Genomic DNA, 18,873 nt, shown 5'->3' on the forward strand with positions numbered 1-18,873 from the left:
GAGCCCCGAAGCGCTGGGGGCCCAGGGGGGCGGAGCCGGCGGGGTCGAAGGGGCGGAGCCCCCTGGGGAGGGGGACGGGTAGGGGCGGCGGGGGCGAAAACCGCCCGCCCGTGCCACGGACGCGCCGCACCCACCTGAGTGGCTCCCCACGCCACGCACCCCCACGCCGCCGCTTTTGTCTGATTAGCGCGTATCGTCGAAGCATGCCCACGCCCTACGGATCCCGCGGCGCCATGGCGTTCGGCACGGAGGAGCTGCGTGTGCTCCGCCGGGCTCTCGCCCTCGCCCTCAAGCCCAGCTCCGCCACCGCGGAGGACGTCCAGGACTGCCTTCGGCTCGCCCGGTCCGTCGACGAGGCCGCCCGCGAGAGCGCCCGGCTGAGGGCCTTCCTGCTGGCCGACCTCGCCCGCTACCGTGCCGCGCTCCCGGGCACCGCCACGGGCTATCTCGCGCTCCTGGGCGACGCCCTGGGCGCCGGCCACCGGCCCACCGCGGACGACCTCGCCGCCCTGCGCGCCCTGCGCGGCAACCCCACCGCGGCCGCCCTCCTGGACCGCTGCCTTGATCGCCGTGCCGTCCCCGCGCAGCAGGACGCCGAGCCCCGCGTCCGTACGGAACCCGAGACGGCCACCACGGCAGCCGCCCCCACCGTTCCGGCGTCCCGTACCCGGCTCACCGCCCTCCCCGGAGGCCTCTGCGACCTCTCCGACGGCACGCGCGCGCGTGCCGCCGCGCAGGAGCCCGCCGGCCGCCCCGCGGACAAGCCCGCCCGGCCCGCCCGCCCGGCGCAGCCCACTCCCCGGCCCGCCCGCCCGGCGCAGCCCGCCGAGAAGCCGGCCCCCTCGCCGCAGCCCAAGGCTCCGAGCCCGAGCCCGAGTCGCCGACCGATCCCGACTCCCGGCGAGGTCTTCCCTCCCAAGCGCAAGCCCAGTCCGCCGGCGAAGCCCCAACAGCGGCAGCTGGCCGCGGGCTGAGCTCCCCTCAACCCGACCGGGGCCCACCCGACCGGGGCCCGACCGGGGCCCTCCGGACCCCCCTGGCTACTCTGGACGCATGGACTACGTCTCCGCGCTCCTGCCCCCCGTAGTGATGGCCGCGTTCTTCATCGGCGTGATCGTGACGATGGTGAAGTCCCAGGGTGGCGCCAACAAGGCCAAGGAGGACGCGGCCGTCGACGCCGCCCTCGCCCGCGCGGAGAGCGCCCGGCAGACCTCCAAGGGTGACGACGCTCAGAGCTGAAACCCGGGGGCCTCTCATCGGCGTGCGACTCATCTGCTTTTCGAGTCGTACGCCCTTTTTGTTCCGCTTCTCCTGCTCTCCCGCTATGGTGTCGAGTTGTGCCTCGCCCATTGGGAGAACTCGAAGACGCGGTCATGACGCGGGTGTGGAAGTGGAACCGCCCGGTGACCGTTCGAGAAGTCCTGGAAGACCTTCAGCGGGAGCGGTCCATCGCATACACCACGGTGATGACCGTTCTGGACAATCTCCATCAGAAGGGCTGGGTGCGACGCGAGGCCGAAGGCCGCGCCTATCGATATGAGGCGGTCTCAACTCGTGCCTCCTACGCGGCTGCTCTGATGAACGAAGCCTGGTCGCGGAGCGACAACCCCGCGGCCGCTCTCGTCGCCTTCTTCGGCATGATGAGCGAGGAACAGCGACAGGCGCTCCACGACGCCGTCCGTATCGTGCAAGGTCCCGGGCCCGGGGAAACGGCCGCTGCTCCGGTCGATACAGCCCGTGAAGCCGCAGCCGATACCACCGGCGAAGCCGTGGCTGATACCTCCGCCGAAACCGGCGGCGAATCGTCGGACGAAACAGCGGCACCCCCCAAGGGCCCCGATGAGAACCCCGCCTCGGCGCAGGGCGGCACCGGGCGATAGCGTCCGGTCATGCCAGCGACGAGCCCTGAAGCCACCGCGAAAGCCATCACCGTCCGACGGGCCAGGACCAGCGATGTCCCGCATGTGCGCGGCCTGCTCGACGACTACGTCCGCCGGGGCATCCTGCTCGACAAAGCGACCGTCACGCTTTACGAGGACATCCAGGAGTTCTGGGTCGCGGAACGCGATGACAACGCCCAGGTGGTGGGGTGCGGTGCCCTGCACGTCATGTGGGAAGACCTCGCGGAAGTCCGCACCCTCGCGGTGAACCCCGAGGCCAGGGGGTTGGGCGTCGGTCACCAGTTGCTGCGGAAGTTGCTGCACACCGCCCGCTGGTTGGGTGTTCGCCGGGTTTTCTGTCTGACCTTCGAAGTCGAGTTCTTCGCGAAGCACGGCTTCGTGGAGATCGGCGAGACTCCGGTCGACCGGGATGTCTACGCGGAGCTGCTGCGTTCCTATGACGAGGGCGTGGCGGAGTTCCTCGGTCTCGAACGAGTGAAACCGAACACCTTGGGTAACAGTCGCATGCTTCTGCATCTGTGATCGCCCGGGATCCGCACAACGATCGACAGGGATCAACAGGGCTCGACAGGGATCGGCAAGTGGTATTCCGGCGGACCTGCCATGCCCGGGTTCCCTATGTCCGAAACGCGCACGTTTCCGGTCTTCCCCGGGTCCCTGGGTCTCTCCCAGGGGTTTGTGTTTTTCAAGGAAAAGCGGTTTGCTTTCCGACGTACTGCAGTACTGCATATAACAGGGGACTCGAAACAGCGGCCGCGGCCGCGGACCCTCGACCCTCAAGTTATCGATGAAAGGAAATCCGGTGGCACAGAAGGTTCAGGTCCTTCTTGTCGACGACCTCGACGGCGGCGAGGCGGACGAGACCGTGACGTTCGCGCTGGACGGCAAGACGTACGAGATCGATCTCACGACCGACAATGCGGACAAGCTCCGCGGCCTTCTTGAGCCGTATGTGAAGGGCGGGCGTCGTACCGGAGGTCGTGCTTCGGGTGGACGTGGAAAGGCACGTGCCGCCGCGGGCGGCAGCCAGGACACCGCACAGATCCGCGCCTGGGCGAAGGAGAACGGCTACGAGGTCAACGACCGCGGCCGCGTCCCCGCGTCCATCCGCGAGGCCTACGAGAAGGCGAACGCCTGAGCACACAGGCGTCGCAGTCGGATCCGGTGGCACCGCGTCGCCACCGTGTCCACGAGTCGTACGAGGTCAGGGGCGGACCCACCGCCCCCCAGCGCCGACAGGGTCGGCAGCGACAGTTCCACCTCGCATCCCGGCTCGGGGGGCCGCAGCCACAGGGCGGCCCCCTGTGAACCGGCACGGTCGCCCCGCGGAAGAGGCCGGGGCGGTGAGACCCCGCTGTGGCGGTCCGGGCGGGGCGTGGGGCGCGGGGCGCCGTGCGGCCAGGGCCGCGGGGCCTCGACATGGCCGCCCGCACCGACGGCCGTGAGGTCCAGTTCGAGGGTGCCCCAGTCGAGCCAGTCGAGCAGACCCGGAAGTTCCTCCGCGCTGCCCGCCGCGACCAGCAGCGCCATGCGCCCTCCGCACAGCGCCACCGGAGAGTCCGGGCCCAGATGCCGCAGCGCCGCGAACCCCGCCTCCGCGGGAACGTCGAGCACATCGAAGCGCACACCCGTACTGAGTCGTACCGGCGATCCGGGCAGCGTGGCCCAGCCGAGCTCGTTCTCGTACCACTCCCGCACCCGGTCGCCCGAGTCGAGCGGACGGCGAGGGAGGGGGACGATGGAAGCCATGCCGGGAACAACCGGGCGAAGAGCCCCCGAGTTACTCTGGGTGGTGGATTATGTACACAGTGTGGTGGATCGGGGGGCGTCCGGGGGAGTGCGGCGGCGCAAGGTTGTTCGCCCGTAGCGGAGGGAACCGGTGCGCACGGCATGGAGTGTCAGTGCGTACGGGTAAGACATCCCTAGTGGGAGGGGGCGACACGCAGGAAAGGCGGTTTCGCGTTCGCCATCGGCGTACTGATGGTGAGGCTAACCACCTGGCCTGCGGGAACATCGTCTCGCACCATCGGGTTGGAGCAGATGTCGGCGTTCGGGGTCAGGAGGCAGTGCTGGTTCTCGGTCCGGTGTCGGCAGTTGGAATGAGCGGTCCCCGCTTGCGGGACTAAGCTGCGGAAGGACAGCGAGGGGAGCGTCCCCTCACTGCCTGACCGCTCTGAGGAGCGATTAACGATGTTCGAGAGGTTCACCGACCGCGCGCGGCGGGTTGTCGTCCTGGCTCAGGAAGAAGCCCGGATGCTCAACCACAACTACATCGGCACCGAGCACATCCTCCTGGGCCTGATCCACGAGGGTGAGGGTGTCGCCGCTAAGGCCCTGGAGAGCCTCGGGATCTCGCTTGAGGCTGTCCGCCAGCAGGTGGAGGAGATCATCGGCCAGGGCCAGCAGGCGCCCTCGGGCCACATCCCCTTCACTCCCCGTGCCAAGAAGGTCCTGGAGCTGTCGCTCCGCGAGGCCCTTCAGCTGGGCCACAACTACATCGGCACGGAGCACATCCTGCTCGGCCTGATCCGTGAGGGCGAGGGCGTCGCCGCCCAGGTCCTGGTCAAGCTGGGCGCCGACCTCAACCGGGTGCGGCAGCAGGTCATCCAGCTGCTCTCCGGCTACCAGGGCAAGGAGACCGCCACCGCCGGCGGTCCTGCCGAGGGCACGCCCTCCACGTCCCTGGTCCTCGACCAGTTCGGCCGGAACCTCACCCAGGCCGCTCGTGAGTCCAAGCTCGACCCGGTCATCGGGCGCGAGAAGGAGATCGAGCGGGTCATGCAGGTGCTGTCCCGCCGCACCAAGAACAACCCGGTTCTGATCGGTGAGCCCGGCGTCGGCAAGACCGCCGTCGTCGAGGGCCTCGCCCAGGCCATCGTCAAGGGCGAGGTGCCCGAGACCCTCAAGGACAAGCACCTCTACACCCTGGACCTCGGCGCCCTGGTCGCCGGCTCCCGCTACCGCGGTGACTTCGAGGAGCGCCTGAAGAAGGTCCTCAAGGAGATCCGCACCCGCGGCGACATCATCCTGTTCATCGACGAGCTGCACACGCTGGTCGGTGCGGGTGCCGCCGAGGGCGCCATCGACGCCGCCTCGATCCTGAAGCCGATGCTGGCCCGCGGTGAGCTCCAGACCATCGGCGCCACCACGCTGGACGAGTACCGCAAGCACCTGGAGAAGGACGCGGCCCTGGAGCGCCGCTTCCAGCCCATCCAGGTCGCCGAGCCCTCGCTCCCGCACACCATCGAGATCCTCAAGGGCCTGCGCGACCGGTACGAGGCGCACCACCGCGTCTCCATCACGGACGAGGCCCTGGTCCAGGCCGCCACCCTGGCCGACCGCTACATCTCGGACCGCTTCCTCCCCGACAAGGCGATCGACCTGATCGACGAGGCGGGCTCCCGGATGCGCATCCGCCGGATGACGGCTCCGCCGGACCTCCGCGAGTTCGACGAGAAGATCGCCGGCGTCCGCCGTGACAAGGAGTCCGCGATCGACTCGCAGGACTTCGAGAAGGCCGCCTCCCTGCGCGACAAGGAGAAGCAGCTCCTCGCCGCCAAGGCCAAGCGGGAGAAGGAGTGGAAGGCCGGCGACATGGACGTCGTCGCCGAGGTCGACGGCGAGCTGATCGCCGAGGTCCTCGCCACGGCCACCGGCATCCCGGTCTTCAAGCTGACCGAGGAGGAGTCCAGCCGCCTGCTCCGCATGGAGGACGAGCTCCACAAGCGGGTCATCGGCCAGGTCGACGCCGTCAAGGCGCTGTCGAAGGCGATCCGCCGTACGCGCGCCGGTCTGAAGGACCCGAAGCGTCCCGGTGGCTCGTTCATCTTCGCCGGCCCGTCCGGTGTCGGTAAGACCGAGCTGTCCAAGGCACTCGCCGAGTTCCTGTTCGGCGACGAGGACGCGCTGATCTCCCTCGACATGTCGGAGTTCAGCGAGAAGCACACGGTCTCGCGTCTCTTCGGTTCGCCCCCCGGCTACGTGGGCTACGAGGAGGGCGGCCAGCTGACGGAGAAGGTGCGCCGCAAGCCGTTCTCGGTCGTCCTCTTCGACGAGGTCGAGAAGGCCCACCCGGACATCTTCAACTCGCTGCTGCAGATCCTGGAGGACGGTCGCCTGACCGACTCCCAGGGCCGGGTCGTGGACTTCAAGAACACGGTCATCATCATGACGACCAACCTCGGCACCCGGGACATCTCCAAGGGCTTCAACCTCGGCTTCGCGGCCGCGGGCGACACGAAGACCAACTACGAGCGCATGAAGAACAAGGTCTCGGACGAGCTGAAGCAGCACTTCCGGCCCGAGTTCCTCAACCGCGTCGACGACGTGGTCGTCTTCCCGCAGCTGACGCAGGACGACATCCTGCGGATCGTCGACCTGATGATCAGCAAGGTGGACGAGCGCCTGAAGGACCGGGACATGGGCATCGAGCTCTCCCAGGCTGCCAAGGAGCTGCTGTCCAAGAAGGGCTACGACCCCGTGCTGGGCGCCCGGCCGCTGCGCCGCACGATCCAGCGCGAGATCGAGGACAGCCTGTCGGAGAAGATCCTCTTCGGCGAGCTCCGTCCGGGCCACATCGTGGTCGTGGACACGGAGGGCGACGGCGACGCCAAGACCTTCACCTTCCGCGGTGAGGAGAAGTCGGCCCTGCCGGACGTCCCGCCGATCGAGCAGGCGGCCGGCGGCGCCGGTCCGAACCTGAGCAAGGAGGCGTAAGCCCTCCGGGCTGTACGCGGGCTGTACGCGAAAGAAGGGGGCCGGTGCCTGTCGGGCACCGGCCCCCTTCGCATGCGTGGGTGGGGGCGACGGACAGCTGCCCCCAGGCGGTCCGTCACAGCACGCTGTGCTTCGTTTCGATCGTCGGGGTGACCGGAAGGGCCGCAAGGAGGTGCTCCGGTACCTCGACGGTCTCCGAGTCGAGACCGATGGAGATCGAGCGCAGGTTGGGAAAGAGCGCCGGGATCTCCGCGAGGCCCTCCTCGCGCCCGGTGAACCTGCGCAGGCACAGGCTGCGGATGCCGGGCAGCGGAGGTCCGGGCCAGCCGACGGCCTGCCAGTTGATCCGCAGTTCCGTCAGTTCGGGCAGCCGGGCCACCTCGGCGTAGTCCTCGGGGGCGAGCTCCCCGGACAGGTGGCCAAGGCTCAGCTGCCGCAGCGACCGGAACCGGTGCAGCCCCCGCAGGCCCGTACGCCACAGCGCGCCCTTGGAGAGGCGCAGAAACCGCAGCGGCAGGGCCGGCGGAAGCGCCTCGTCGAGGGACACGGCCTCCAGCGTCACGCCGACGTCGAGTGAGCGCAACGTGGCGGAACCGGACAGCACGGACAGGGCGCCCGGCCGCTCCAGACCCTCCATCTGATCCAACGACAGCCACTCCAGCGGCAGCCGGGACACCGGAGCGAGGTCGTCCACCCCCGGGCACCTGCTGAGGTCCAGATAAGTCAGCCGCTCGGCGCCCGACAGACAGGCGAGATCGTGCAGCGCGCCGTTGCCGCGCAGGTGGATCTGGAGCACCTCGCCGGACGACAGCGCGGCGCTCAGCTCGGCCGGATCCAGATCGCCGACGAGTTGGAGGGCCCGCCGACCCCCCAGTTCCCCCAGGAAACGCAGCTGCTCCCCGGACTGCACGGAGAAGAAGAGATCGTCCTCGCGGAGATGGGCGATGACCTCCTTCCCGTACCGTCGGGTCGCGAACCGGTGCCAGGACCAGGTGAGCTGCGCCCGTACGTCCAGCGCCGTATGCGACCGGAACCGGGCCAGCACCGGCACGGCCGCCTCCGTGCCGACGAGCGACGCCGTGACCACCACCGCCCGCGCCTCGGTGTCGGTCAGCCCCTCCGGTCCGGGCAGCAGCTCCAGTACGAGCGGCCCGGCCTCGGCGAGGGCGCGCGCCTCCTCCGTCGTACCCGGCGGGATCAGCGCGGCGGCGTTCCGCTCGACCTCGGCGCGGACCCGCGGGTCGAGCTCCGTCGCGTGTTCCAGTGAGGCGAGCGCGAGGAGCCGTACGCGCGTGGCGGCCGGGCCCTCCAGGCGTTCCGCGGCGGCGGTCAGGTCCCGCAGCAGTTCGCTCCGCTCGCGCGGCCGGGCGTGCGCCACGGCCATGCGTACGACGTCCGCCCACTGTGCGTCCACGGCGCCCCGTACCAGCAGCCCGAAGTCACCGTCCTCCACGGCCGCCTTGGCGCCGAGGTAGTCCTGGAAGGTGCGGTGCACGAACTCCACCGTCCCGGCGGCGGGCTCGCGGAGCAGTCCGCTGCGGATGAGGAGGTGCCGCAGGATCTCCCCGGCGTCGCCCTGCGCGGCGGCGGCCGGCACGGAGGGCAGGGCATCGGCGATGATCCGCTCGGCGCGCTCACGGTCCATCTCGGACTGGTGGTTGCGGATCAGCCAGTACGCGAGCCGCTGGAGCAGCTGGATCTGGGGGAGCTCGGTGAGCCGGATGCCGCCGCCCCGCTCGCCCTGCTGGACACCGTGCTGGAACATGTCCCGCTCCTCGTCGCGCCGCGACAGCAGCATCGACAGGGCCGCGTCGTACAACTCGCGCCTGCCGTGCGGGAGGTAGCCGCGCCGGTCCCGGTGCAGCGCGCAGACCAGACCGCACATCAGGGGGTTGGTGGCGAGTCGTCCGAGGTCCGGTTTGGTCTGGACGGCGTCGATCAGGGAGCGCTCGTAACCGTCGAGGACGCCCGGGTCGGGGACGTCGACGCGGGCCGCCGTGTGCCAGCGGGCGATGAACGCGGCGACGTCGTCCCGGTTCATGGGCATGAGCGACAGCTCCGTGAAGCCGTCCGGGGTGAGCCAGTCCTCCCGTACGGCGGAGGGGCGGGAGGTCACCAGCCACTGGTTGCCGGGATAGACGTCCAGGAGCTCGCGCAGCCAGCGGCGGGTGCGCTCGCGCTCCCGCTCGGGGATCTCGTCGATGCCGTCGACGAGGAGCAGCCCGCGGCGGGCGCTGAGCACGCGGTCCGTCCAGCCGGACGGCTGGGTGGAGTGGAAGGGGACGCGGACGGCGTCGAGGAAGACGTCGGGCGCGGGGAGCCCGCCGGGGCGTCGGACGAGTGTCCGCAGGGGCAGGACGAAGGGGATACGGTCGCCGCGCTCGCCCCGGGCCCCCGTGACCGCGAGCCACTGCACGAGGGTGGTCTTCCCCGAGCCGGCCACGCCGCGCAGGAGGACACGGTCATGGTCGGCCAGAGCCTGTTCGGCGGGCAGCGCGGTGGCGCCGGAGGCGGGGTGCGGCCCGTCCGGTCCGGCGGCCTCGGTGTCCTCGGCCGGGCGCAGGGCCTGGAGGCTGAGGTACGCGGCGTCGAGGGGCCAGCGTTCGGGGGAGTTGACCAGGTCGATGCCGTAGATGGTGAGGTGGCTGTGGATCCTGGCGACGTAGTCGAGGTAGCGCTCCTCGAAGGCGCTGTCGGTGCCGCCGGGCGGGTCTGTCCGGGCGATCAACTCATCGACTTTCGCCACGAGTTCGCGCTGTCTACGGGTCTGCTCGACCAGGGTGCGCGGGACAAAGGTGGACCGCTGGGTGAAGAAGTGCAGGATGTGCAGGCAGGCCGTCGTGAGCAGCCGACGGTAGAACAGGCTCGCGTCGAAGGAGAGCTCCCGGTCCGGACTGCCGCTCGCGGAACGGAGGTTGGCGGCGAGGTGCTCGTGACCGAGTTCCACTGCCTGGACGTCCGTCATGGTGAGGTCGCCGAGGGCGTACAGGGTGTCGGAGAGGGCATGGACGACGGCCTGCTCCTCGTCGGCGTGGATGGGCCGCTCACCGTCCTTCAGGGCCCGCCTCACCAGCTCCGCGCAGAGCTTGTGCAGGTCGGGCCGGGTGAGTGTGCGCTTCTCGCCCCGGAACGACACGAACCCGGCTATCCGCACGGGCCTGTCGACCAGCCCGGCGCCCGGCCCCTCCACCACGAACAGCTTCTTCACCAGCGGCGTCACCACGCCCGATGCCAACCTGAGGCCTACAGCTGCTGGTTCCATGTCGCTCCCCCGATGCGCGGACGCGGGTCAGCGTAGCCGCTCTGGCCCCGAAGGGCCGTCCGGGCGGCCGCCGACGCCGACGCCGACGCCGCCGATGGTGTCGATGGCTTCCTGGACGACGCGTGACAAGTCCTCTTCGGAGGGGACGAGTTCCCGCTCGGCGGGGGACAGCGTCGAGTAGTTCGTCACGGCCAGCGGGTTGTTGCTGGCGTCGAGGGCGAGCTGCACGGCGGCCTTGTTGTGCCGGGTGCCGATGAGGAACCCGATCGTCGGATCGTCCCGCTCCCTGTCGCGCACCATCTGATCGACCACGCTCACATAGAAGTTGAGCTTGCCCACGTGCTCGGGCCGTACGTCCTTCGTCTTGAGCTCGAACACGAAGTAACGGTGCAGCTTGAGGTGGTAGAAGAGCAGGTCGATACGGTACTCCTCGCCGCCGATGAGGACCGGGTACTGGCGGCCGACGAAGGCGAAGCCGACGCCGAGTTCGGTGAGGAAGCGGATCATGTTGGCGACGATCGCCTCTTCGAGCTCGTGCTCGGAGTGGTGCTCGTCGAGGCCGAGGAAGTCGAGGCGGTAGGGGTCCCGGGCGAGTTCCTTGAGCACCGTTGAGCCGTCGGGGACCGTCACCTCGAAGTTGGTGGCCGCCGAGCTCTGGGTGAGATGCAGGTTCTGGTGGATGAAGCGGTCCAGCAAGGCGCGGGACCAGCCGTTGCGGACGGCTTCGGTGACGTAGAAGTCCAGGTCGGAGCGGCTTTCGAGCTTGTCCATGAGGACCGTGATGTGGCCCCACGGCAATTGTCCAACAAGCTGTTGGACAATTGGCTCCGGCCAGGTGCGGGCCATCTTTTGCATGTACATGAGGTTGCTGCGCGAGAAGCCGCGCTGGTTCGGGAACGACGCCTTCAGGTCCGCGGCGAGCCGGCCCACCACCTTGGTGCCCCAGCCCTCCTGCTCCTGCCGGGCGAGGATGAGTTTGCCGATCTGCCAGTACATCTGGACGAGCTCGGTGTTCACGGCCCGCTGAGCACGCAGACGCGCCCGCGACGGTCTCCTTGACCTCGCCCAGCAGGTCGCCGTACCAGGAGGGGACTGCGCCGAGCTGGGCGGGGACGAGGGCCTCGGCCTCGGTGTTCTTGTGCATGGGGTGAGGCTCGCGTACGGCGATCTTCACGCGGGGGCGAACCGGGTCAGCTCATCCGAACGAGTGAGTTTGGGGCGAGAGTTCGCATAAGACGGCAGGGCCCTACGCAGTGATCGTCACGCCCTCCGGCACGTTCCGTACCCGGGGCAGTCGCGGATTGACGCGGAGTACCTGGAGGTGGGTGAACTCGGACAGCCAGGACATGTCCGGGTCGGTGGGTTCGGCGTTCAGCCAGAGGTGGGTGAGCTGGGTGTGGTCGAGGCCGTTCAGGAGGTCGGCCGTGGAGATGACGCCGGCCACTTGGATGCGGGGGCGGCCGCCCAGGTCACGGAGGGCGGCCAGTTCGGCGGTGTCGGAGACCGGGAAGTAGAGGCCCGCCGGGTCCAGGTGGGCGATGATCTCGCGGGCGTACCGCTCCGTGTCGAAGTGGCGCCAGGGGCGGGCCAGCTCGGCGCGGATGGCGAGGGACGAGCGGTCGCGGAGCCGGGCCAGGTAGTCGATCGCGGCGTCGTCCTCGACCCGGGTCGCCGTGAGGGCGAGGAGCAGGGCCTGCTGGTCGCTCGTCACCTCCTCCGGATCGGGCAGGAGCTCCAGCACGATGGGGCCGACCCAGCCGAGACTGCGGGCGGCGAGGTCGCCCGTCGGACGTACCAGGTACTTCGTGCGGTCGTGCACCAACTGCCCGATCGCCGGGTCGAGTTCCGTCACGTGATCCAGACAGGCCGCGGCCATCAGCCGGCGGTGGTTCACCTGGGGGCGCCGTAGCTCCGGAGCGGCGGACAGCAGCTGTTGCAGGAACTCGGCGCACTCCTCGGGGCGGGCGTGGGCGGCGGCCATACGGATGACCTCCTCCCACTCGGGCCGGTGGGCGTGGGCGACGAGGGAGTGGAGCCGGCCGCGGGCCACGATCTCCTTGGCGGCCAGGTAGTCCTGGAAGGTGTGGTGGATGAAGTCCACCGCGCCGTCCCCCTGTTCGCGCAACAGACCGGTGCGGTGCAGCAGATGGCGGAAGATCTTCTCGCCGCCGCCCTCCGCACGGGCGGCCGGGATGCTCGGCAGGGCGCCGTCGAGGATGTCGACCACACGGCGGTGCGGCAGCTCCGAGACGCCCTCCTCCAGCATCGCGTGGGCCAGCTTCCGCAGCAGGCGCTCCCTCGGCTCCTGCTGGAGCCGCACGTCGTCGGCGTACAGCACGTCCCGTTCGGGATCGCGGCGCTGCAGCAGCATCTCCAGAGCCGCCTCGTACAGTTCCTTGCGGCCCTGCGGGAGGGAGCCGGAGCGGTCCCGGTTGAGCGCGCAGATCAGCCCGCACATCAGGGGGTTGGTGGCGAGCTGGCGCAGCTCACGGTAGATCCGCACGGAGTGCAGCAGCCGCTGTTCGTACGTACGCAGCGCCTCCCGGTCCTGCTGGTCCCGGCCGCCGTTCTGCTCCTCGCCCATGGCCGCCGCGTGCCAGTCCCGGACGAACCGGGTGACCTGGTCGCGTGACATCGGCGCGAGTGACAGCTGGGTGAAGCCCTCTTCCGAGAGGCGTTCCTGCGACAGCCAGCCGTCCTCCACGGCGGACGGGCGGGAGGTGACCAGACAGCCGTTGCCGGAGAACACGCGCAGCAGCCGGCGGAGTTGGTCGCGCAGTTTGCCGCGGGTCTCCTCGGGGGCCTCGTCGATCCCGTCCACCAGCAGCAGGGCGCGCCCGGCGAGCAGCGTCCGTACCGCCCAGCCCTCGGGCGCCTCGTCGGCGAGCGGGTGGCGTACGGCGTGCAGGAAGTCGTCGGGGGCGGGGAAACCCTCGCGGGCGAAGCGGCGCACCGGCAGGACGAAGGGCACGCGCGCGCGTGCGCGGGCGGCGGACACGGCGAGCCACTGGACGAGGGTCGTCTTGCCCGAGCCCGCGGGGCCGAGCAGGAGGACGCGTTCGTGCCCGTCCAGTGCCCGGTCGGCGAGGAGCACGGTGCGTGGTCCGTCGGCGGAGGTGTCTGTTCCAGCCCCCGTCCCTGTGCCCGTCTCCGCCTCCTCCGTGAACTCCTCGGCCTCCAGGCTGAGATAGGTGTCCTCCAGGAGCCAGCGGTCCGGCGCGTTGGGGAGGTCCACTCCGACGATCGTCAGCCAGCCGTACCTGCGGACGGCGTCCTCGGCGTACCGGGCCTCGAAGTCGGCGTCCTCCTGGGAACGTTCGGGGCTGCGCACCGCCGCCTCCGCGTCGTCCAGGTCGACGAGCTGGCGGATACGGCTGGAGTGTCCGGGCATCTGCTGCTGGATGTGAGGGGAGCGGCGCACGAAGTGGTGCAGCACGTGCAGGCATACGGACACGAGCAGGGCGTCGTGGAACCACGCGGCCTCGGGCGACAGCGCCCGGTCGACCCCCTGCACCGCCCCGCGCAGCCGGCGCGCGTACCCCTGCGGTCCCAGGCGTACGGCGTCGGCGTCCGTGAGGTCCACTTCGGCGACGGCGAGCAGGGTACGGGCCAGGACGTCGGCGACGGCGGGGAGTTCGGCGGCGGTGGGGGCGGCGTAGGGCGCGGCCAGCTGGATGAACTCGGCGGCCACGCGGTGGACGTCGTCCGGGGTGGCGGGGGCGCCGGGGCCGTGCCAGGTGGTGAGGGAGGGGACGGGGGCGGGGGCGGTGGGGGGTTGGGCCGGGGTGCGGAAGAGACGGTGGATGAGGGGGAGGGCTTGGGGGGAGGGGGTGCGGACGGTGGGGTCCATGGGTCAGCTCTCCCCGGTGGGGGAGGTGTCGAGTCTGACCCGGTCAGGTATCTGCCGGACCACGTCCGGGTGCAGCAGCGTGGATACGGAGACGGACGTGAGGTTGGGGAAGGCGGAGAGCCAGGCCAGGCCTTCGACCGGATGAGGCGCGTCCAGCGCGAGGTGGGTGAGTCGCTCACGCACGATGAGATCCGTCAGATCCTCGACCCGGTAGGCGCCGACGACCATGATGTGCTCCCAGCCGCCCAGCGAGCGGAGCGTGCGGAGGTCGTCCGCTGTGCGCACGACGACGCGGCGTTGCCGGGGCAGGTGGGCGAGAATGTCGCGGGCGTAGAGTTCGCGGTCGAAGAGCTGCCAGGACGCGGCCAGGATCGTCTGGACCTGCTCGCCCGGTTGCTTCCGGAACCGGGTCAGGAAGTGCAGCGCGGCCTCGCTGCCCAGATAGGCGACCGTCGCGGTGACCGTGGCCGCCGTCGTGTCGTCGATGCCCTCTGGCCCCGGCAGGAGGGCGAGCACGAGATCGCCTCCGGCTCGCGCCAGCTCCTGTGCCTCCACCAGCCCGCGAGGCGGAATGAGCGACTCCACCCCGTGCTCCACGACCGCCCGAACCCGCGCGTCCACCTCCGTCGCATAGCGCAGCCCCGCCGCGGCCAGCAGCTTGCCGCGCGCGGTGTCCTGCGCCACCAGCCGCCGCAGCATCTGCTCCGCCTCCTTGGGACGGGCGTGGGCGAGCGCGAGCAGGATGACGTCCTCCCACGCGTCGTTCGCGGAGTTGTTCACCAGCAGGTCGAAGTCGAGCTCCTGCACGGCCAGCCGTGCTCCCAGGTAGTCCTGGAAGGTCCGGTGCACGAAGTCCACTCGCCCCTCGGCGGGCTCGCGCAGCAGGCCGGAGCGCAGCAGCAGCGACTGGCTGACGTCCTCGGGGGTGCCGTCCAGACCGACCGCGGGCATCGCCTGTCCGATGATGTGCAGGGCGTCCGAACGGTCCATCTCGGCACGGCTGTTGCGGATCAGCCACCACGCGAGCTTCTGCAGCAGTTGCACCTGGGTGGCGTACGGGATCCGCACACCGTCGGGATGAACCAGTTCCCGCTCGCGGTCGCGCCGCTCCAGCAGCATGGTGAGGGCGGCCTCGTACAGGGACTTGCGGTCCTGGGGCAGGAAGCCGCGCCGGTCGCGGTGCAGGGCGCACAGCATGCCGCACATCAGCGGGTTCGTGGCCAGCCGGTTCAGTTCGGACGTGGTCCGTACGGACTGCAGCAGTGACGTTCCGACGCTCTCCTCCGCTCCGGCGGCGCGGTGCCAGCGCCGTACGAAGGTGGCGACGTCGTCGCGGGACATCGGGGAGAGCGTGAGTTCGGCGAAGCCCTCGGCGTCGAGCCACTTCTCCGGGACCGCCGAGGGCCGCGAGGTGACGAGCCACAGATTCCCCGGGAAGGTCCGCACCAGCTCCCGCAGCCACCGCCGGGCCGCGGCCCGCCTGTCACCCGCGATCTCGTCGATCCCGTCGACCAGCAGGACCCCCCGCTGGGCCCGCAGGACACGCTCCACCCAGCCGGTCGGCTGCTCCCCGGCGACAGGGCAGCCGACGGCCTTCAGGAAATCCCCTGGAATCGGGAACTCCCTTCCGGGCCGGACAATCCTGCGCATCGGCAGCACGAACGGCACCCGCCCGACCAGGTGCGTCAGCCCATGCTCGTACGTACGGCCGGCGGTCGTCACCGCGAGCCACTGGACCAGGGTCGTCTTCCCCGACCCGGCGACGCCGCGCAGCAGGACCTGGTCCTGCTGGGCCAGCACACGCTCGGCGGGCACATGGAGCCCGCCCGGCCCGGTGTGGCCGTTGCGCTCCCGCGTCGCCTCCAGGCTGAGATACGCCGTGTCCAGGGGCCACTCCCGTGTCCCGGCGTCCAGGCCGTAGATGGTCAGCGTTCCGTAGCGGCCGGAGACGTGATCCGCGTACCGGGCCTCGAACCCCGCGTCCTCGGCCGACTGCGACGGCAGCCGCTCCAGCAGGACGTCCACGGCCTGGACCAGCCGGGCCAGTTGCTGGCTCTGGACGGTCTGCTGCCGGGCGATGTACGTGGAGCGCTGCGTGAAGAAGTTCAGGATGTGCAGCGAGGCGGTGCGAAGCAGCCGTTCGTAGAGGAACTCGCCGTCGGCGCTCAGCCCGAAGGCGACGACAGCCGCGTGGGACCGGAGCCTGCGCGCGAACTCCTCGGGGCCCAGGGCCACGGCTTCGTAGTCGTGGATGGTGATGGTCCCCAGCGCGGAGAGGGAGTGGGCGAGAGCGTTCTTGACCGCCACGGCCTCGTCGTGCTCCACGGGCCGTTCTCCCGGCGGCGCCGCCTTCAGCGCCCTGCGCACCAGTTCCTCAGCGACCTTCTCGGCGTCCTTCGGCGTGACGTTGCGCTTCTCCCGCCCGAACGACACCAACCCCGATATCCGCACCGGTTCGGACACCAGGCCGGCCCCCGGCTGGTCCCTCACGAAGAGCTTCTTCACCAGCGGTGCGACCGCGCTGGACGCGAGACGGGCTCCGAGCACTCCGGCGTCGACCATGTACTGAGCGTATGCGAACTGCCGGTGAAGGTGGGCCAGTTGTTCTTGGATCTGTTCCGGATCGACGGGCCGCCCTCACATTTCTCGCAGGGCGTGGGCCTCGCCGCGCTCAGGCGCCGCCGGTGCCCCCATGCGCCTGGGTCACCAAGTCGATCGCGACCTCCAGGGCCGCCTTGCGCTTCTCCTCGGGGTCGCCCTCGACGTCCCTGAGGGCGATCATCCCCGCGTGCATCGTGAAGAGCGCGCTCACACAGCGGACCTGGTCCACCAGGGGCATGTGCGGCTCCTTGATGATCTCCATCATCACCACCATGCGGTCCTTGAACGACTCGCCGACGCTCAACTCCCGTACGGTCGCCTGGTTCTCGTGCATGAAGCGGAAGAGCGGTGACGCGGCTGCCAGGGCCTCGCTGTAGCGGCGAAGGACCTCCTGTTTGGTGGCGAGGGTGTGCGGCTGCTCCTTCGCCCAGTCGATCAGCTCGTCCATCGGCCGGGTCATGTCCTGGAACAGGCTGACGAGGATGTCTTCCTTGGTCTTGAAGTGGTAGTAGAGGGCCGCCTTGGTGACGGCGAGCCGTTCAGCGATCTCGCGCAGCGACGTCTTCTCGTACCCCTGCTCGGCGAAGAGCTCCAGAGCCACGTCCTGGATGCGCCGCCGGGTGTCCCCCCGGCGCTGGTGCTTCGTGCCGCCCATGCCGCCCGTGTTCGCCGTGCCATCCATGGTGCCGCCGCCCATCCTCGTACTCCTTGTGCTCCCCGACGCCCCCGCCGGTCAAGCCTGGGAAAACTTACTTGACGACCGGCTAGTTCCGCGTCTACGTTCCCCCAGTGTAGTCAACTAGCCGGTCGACAAGTAAGTGCCAGGGGGCATCAGCGGATGCCAGTGGGGGCTGAGCAGTCGGGCCGGCGGCATTCAGGAAATGGGGACGGACGATGGCGGACGCTGTGATGGACACGGAGAAGGCCGAGGGCGGTGAACAACCGAGGAGCGTACGGGTCGTCCTGCTCGCGCTCATGATCGCGATGCTGCTCGCGATGCTCGACAACATGATCATCGGGACGGCCATGCCGACGATCGTCGGCGAACTGGGCGGACTCGCGCACCTGTCGTGGGTCGTCACCGCCTACACCCTCGCCACCGCCGCCTCCACCCCGATCTGGGGCAAGGTCGGCGACATGTACGGGCGCAAGGGCGCCTTCCTCAGCTCGATCGTGATCTTCCTGATCGGGTCGGCGCTCAGCGGCATGGCCCAGGACATGGGGCAGCTGATCGGGTTCCGGGCCGTTCAGGGACTCGGCGCCGGCGGGCTCATGGTCGGGGTCATGGCGATCATCGGCGACCTGATACCGCCCCGCGAGCGCGGCAAGTACCAGGGGATGATGGCCGGCGTGATGGCGTTCGCCATGATCCTCGGGCCGCTGGTGGGCGGCACGATCACCGACCACTGGGGATGGCGCTGGTCGTTCTACATCAACCTGCCGCTGGGCGTGGTCGCGCTGATCGCCGTCACCGCCGTACTGCACCTGCCGAAGAAGACCGAGAACCGGTCGTGGCGGCGCATCGACTTCCTCGGGGCCGCACTTCTGACCGTGGGCATCACGTCCATCGTGCTCGTCACGACGTGGGGCGGGACCGAGTACGCGTGGGGCTCGGCCGTGATCATGGAGCTGACCGCGATCGGTGTGGTCTCGCTCGTGGGCTTCGTGTTCTGGGAGACCAGGGCGGCGGAGCCGGTGATGCCGCTGCACATCTTCCGGAGCCGCAACTTCTCCCTCATGTCGGTGATCGGCTTCATCACCGGCTTCGTGATGTTCGGGGCCGTGCTGTTCCTGCCGCTGTACCAGCAGTCGGTGCAGGGGGCGTCCGCGACCAACTCCGGCCTGCTGTTGCTGCCCATGCTGGGTGCGATGCTCGCCGTGTCGATGGTGGCGGGGCGGGTGACCACGGTGACCGGCAAGTACAAGGTGTTCCCGCTGGTCGGCAGTGTGCTGATGACGGCGGGGCTCTTCCTGCTCTCCCAGATGGACACGGGGACGTCGCGGCTGACGTCCGGGCTCTTCATGGCCGTGCTCGGGGCGGGCATGGGGTGTCTGATGCAGATCACGATGCTGGTCGCGCAGAACAGCGTCGAGATGAAGGACATGGGTGTCGCCTCGTCGTCGACGACCCTCTTCCGGACGCTCGGTTCGTCCTTCGGTGTCGCGATCATGGGCGCGCTGTTCAACAACCGGGTGCAGGACGTCATGGCCGAGCGGGCCGGGGACCTCGGGTCCAAGGTGACCGAGCAGTCGGCGCAACTGGACGCGGCGAGCCTGGCGAAGCTGCCGGCGGTGGCTCGGGAGGCGTACCAGTACGCGGTGTCCGCGGGGACGCACTCCGCGTTTCTGCTGGGCGCCGGGGTGGCTGTGCTGGCCCTGGTGGCCGCCGTGTTCGTGAAGGAGGTTCCGCTCAGGGGAGCCGGGGCTCCGAACCCGGATGAGGGGGCGGCCGGGGAGGCCACCGAAGCCCCGGTGACGAAGGCGGTTGCTGAGGCTGTGTGAGGGGGCGGTCCCCTCGCCCGTTGCCTTCTTCACGATCCCTT

Annotated in this window: 13 protein-coding genes; 7 read left to right on the forward strand and 6 right to left on the reverse strand. The window is 69.9% G+C overall.

The window, feature by feature from the left end; translation table 11 throughout:
- Window positions 1-203: 203 nt before the first annotated feature.
- The 5 genes from IE262_RS38640 to IE262_RS38660 all read left to right on the forward strand — a co-directional run bounded on the left by IE262_RS38640 (window position 204) and on the right by IE262_RS38660 (window position 3,039).
- Entirely contained in the window at window positions 204-974 is a 771-nt protein-coding gene (locus IE262_RS38640; protein WP_373305236.1) for a hypothetical protein, read from the forward strand.
- A gap of 79 nt (window positions 975-1,053) precedes the next feature.
- A complete protein-coding gene (locus IE262_RS38645) occupies window positions 1,054-1,239 on the forward strand; it encodes a hypothetical protein (protein ID WP_189880291.1) in 186 nt (61 codons plus the stop codon).
- Window positions 1,240-1,373: 134 nt separating this feature from the next.
- Window positions 1,374-1,880, forward strand: coding sequence for a BlaI/MecI/CopY family transcriptional regulator (locus tag IE262_RS38650; protein WP_134042655.1), 507 nt, complete (start codon window positions 1,374-1,376; stop codon window positions 1,878-1,880).
- 9 nt (window positions 1,881-1,889) lie between these two features.
- Window positions 1,890-2,423: an amino-acid N-acetyltransferase gene (locus IE262_RS38655; RefSeq protein ID WP_134042600.1), complete on the forward strand. Its 534-nt coding sequence runs from the start codon at window positions 1,890-1,892 to the stop codon at window positions 2,421-2,423.
- 280 nt (window positions 2,424-2,703) lie between these two features.
- Window positions 2,704-3,039, forward strand: coding sequence for a histone-like nucleoid-structuring protein Lsr2 (locus IE262_RS38660; RefSeq protein WP_134042602.1), 336 nt, complete (start codon window positions 2,704-2,706; stop codon window positions 3,037-3,039).
- Here IE262_RS38660 and IE262_RS38665 read toward each other — a convergent pair.
- Window positions 3,018-3,650: an SCO3374 family protein gene (locus IE262_RS38665; protein ID WP_189880293.1), complete on the reverse strand. Its 633-nt coding sequence runs from the start codon at window positions 3,648-3,650 to the stop codon at window positions 3,018-3,020. The genes IE262_RS38660 and IE262_RS38665 overlap by 22 nt on opposite strands.
- 441 nt (window positions 3,651-4,091) lie before the next feature.
- On the opposite strand from IE262_RS38665, the gene IE262_RS38670 reads away from it, so the two are divergent.
- Complete coding sequence (locus IE262_RS38670) at window positions 4,092-6,617, forward strand: ATP-dependent Clp protease ATP-binding subunit (protein WP_134042606.1); 2,526 nt, start codon at window positions 4,092-4,094, stop codon at window positions 6,615-6,617.
- Window positions 6,618-6,732: 115 nt separating this feature from the next.
- On the opposite strand, the gene IE262_RS38675 is transcribed toward IE262_RS38670, so the two are convergent.
- The 5 genes from IE262_RS38675 to IE262_RS38695 form a co-directional block, all read right to left on the reverse strand.
- Complete coding sequence (locus IE262_RS38675; protein WP_189880295.1) at window positions 6,733-9,879, reverse strand: NACHT domain-containing protein; 3,147 nt, start codon at window positions 9,877-9,879, stop codon at window positions 6,733-6,735.
- Between the two features lie 27 nt (window positions 9,880-9,906).
- Entirely contained in the window at window positions 9,907-10,896 is a 990-nt protein-coding gene (locus IE262_RS38680) for a PDDEXK nuclease domain-containing protein (RefSeq protein WP_229877976.1), read from the reverse strand.
- 229 nt (window positions 10,897-11,125) lie between these two features.
- Window positions 11,126-13,729, reverse strand: a complete 2,604-nt coding sequence (locus tag IE262_RS38685) for an NACHT domain-containing protein (RefSeq protein WP_189880296.1) — start codon at window positions 13,727-13,729, stop codon at window positions 11,126-11,128.
- 3 nt (window positions 13,730-13,732) lie between these two features.
- Window positions 13,733-16,291: an NACHT domain-containing protein gene (locus tag IE262_RS38690; protein WP_134042610.1), complete on the reverse strand. Its 2,559-nt coding sequence runs from the start codon at window positions 16,289-16,291 to the stop codon at window positions 13,733-13,735.
- Between the two features lie 109 nt (window positions 16,292-16,400).
- Window positions 16,401-16,985: a TetR/AcrR family transcriptional regulator gene (locus tag IE262_RS38695; RefSeq protein ID WP_134042657.1), complete on the reverse strand. Its 585-nt coding sequence runs from the start codon at window positions 16,983-16,985 to the stop codon at window positions 16,401-16,403.
- 239 nt (window positions 16,986-17,224) lie between these two features.
- Here IE262_RS38695 and IE262_RS38700 point away from each other — a divergent pair, with 239 nt between their 5' ends.
- Window positions 17,225-18,832: an MDR family MFS transporter gene (locus IE262_RS38700; RefSeq protein WP_189880298.1), complete on the forward strand. Its 1,608-nt coding sequence runs from the start codon at window positions 17,225-17,227 to the stop codon at window positions 18,830-18,832.
- Window positions 18,833-18,873 lie beyond the last annotated feature (41 nt).

This window comes from Streptomyces bluensis, from assembly GCF_014650715.1.
Lineage (GTDB): Bacteria > Actinomycetota > Actinomycetes > Streptomycetales > Streptomycetaceae > Streptomyces > Streptomyces bluensis.

Bases quoted from the DNA above. Each gene is read 5' to 3' on its own strand.
- IE262_RS38675 (WP_189880295.1), bottom strand. From the start codon at position 9,879: ATGGAACCAGCAGCTGTAGGCCTCAGGTTGGCATCGGGCGTGGTGACG.
- IE262_RS38690 (WP_134042610.1), bottom strand. From the start codon at position 16,291: ATGGTCGACGCCGGAGTGCTCGGAGCCCGTCTCGCGTCCAGCGCGGTC.
- IE262_RS38685 (WP_189880296.1), bottom strand. From the start codon at position 13,729: ATGGACCCCACCGTCCGCACCCCCTCCCCCCAAGCCCTCCCCCTCATC.
- IE262_RS38700 (WP_189880298.1), top strand. From the start codon at position 17,225: ATGGCGGACGCTGTGATGGACACGGAGAAGGCCGAGGGCGGTGAACAA.
- IE262_RS38650 (WP_134042655.1), top strand. From the start codon at position 1,374: ATGACGCGGGTGTGGAAGTGGAACCGCCCGGTGACCGTTCGAGAAGTC.
- IE262_RS38655 (WP_134042600.1), top strand. From the start codon at position 1,890: ATGCCAGCGACGAGCCCTGAAGCCACCGCGAAAGCCATCACCGTCCGA.
- IE262_RS38695 (WP_134042657.1), bottom strand. From the start codon at position 16,985: ATGGGCGGCACGAAGCACCAGCGCCGGGGGGACACCCGGCGGCGCATC.
- IE262_RS38665 (WP_189880293.1), bottom strand. From the start codon at position 3,650: ATGGCTTCCATCGTCCCCCTCCCTCGCCGTCCGCTCGACTCGGGCGAC.
- IE262_RS38670 (WP_134042606.1), top strand. From the start codon at position 4,092: ATGTTCGAGAGGTTCACCGACCGCGCGCGGCGGGTTGTCGTCCTGGCT.
- IE262_RS38645 (WP_189880291.1), top strand. From the start codon at position 1,054: ATGGACTACGTCTCCGCGCTCCTGCCCCCCGTAGTGATGGCCGCGTTC.
- IE262_RS38640 (WP_373305236.1), top strand. From the start codon at position 204: ATGCCCACGCCCTACGGATCCCGCGGCGCCATGGCGTTCGGCACGGAG.